General features: G+C 36.2%; 1 protein-coding gene. It reads left to right on the top strand.

The genetic code is table 11. From position 1 onward, the window contains the following. Positions 1-111 precede the first annotated feature (111 nt). The gene (locus ACFING_RS09965) at positions 112-552 is read left to right on the top strand and encodes a hypothetical protein (RefSeq protein ID WP_375612653.1); all 441 of its coding nucleotides are present in this window, start codon (positions 112-114) and stop codon (positions 550-552) included. Positions 553-782: the final 230 nt, after the last annotated feature.

Consider the following 782-nt stretch of genomic DNA (forward strand, 5'->3'; position numbering starts at 1 on the left):
TTAGAATGTGAAAAAGAAGCTGCTTAATTAAACAATAGGGCGGTGCGGGGGCGCCTCCTTATAACCATTTCATTTAAAAATTTGTTTGAATATTAGATTAGGGAGCTACCTATGACCACTAAAACTGTATCCAAAAAATATGAACTTACTAATGAAACTACAGAAGTTAAAGACCATCTCTATGGTAGAGTTAGAACACTTTATCGCATTAAAGCTTTAAGAAGTTTTGGAAGTGTTAAAAAAGGAGATTTAGGGGGCTTTATTGAAAGTGAATACAACTTATCACATGATGGCAATTGCTGGGTTGGTGATGATGCCAAGGTTTATAATGCTGCTATGGTTTGGGGGCATGCGAAGGTTTTTGAAAATGCAATAATTTGTGATGAGGCGTGTGTTAATGGGTTTGCGAAGGTTTACGGTAATGTACGTGCTTATGGAAAGGCAATTATTGGTGGCAGGGCGCGTGTTTTTGGAGATACGCAACTTATTTTGGGGGCATGGGTTACAGGAAGAAAAGAGATTTCTACAGGTTTAATATCCTTTTGTAGATAGATAAAGACTGTAGAGGAATTGATTAAAGCGGCTGTGGCGTCTAAAAGATAGAATAAAAAAAAGCCGCGTCCTTTAAGACACGGCTTTTATTATCAAAACAGCTAGCGATCTAAATAAACGATTAAAAGAAATAACCGAAATATAAAAGAACATCTCTTTATTGCACAAAACGTATCAAAAAGCAAGCTGTTAAGTAAAATAAAAATGGGATTCACACTGTAGATTCAGTG

Source organism: Bartonella sp. AP150HLJHH, from assembly GCF_042196385.1.
GTDB lineage: Bacteria > Pseudomonadota > Alphaproteobacteria > Rhizobiales > Rhizobiaceae > Bartonella.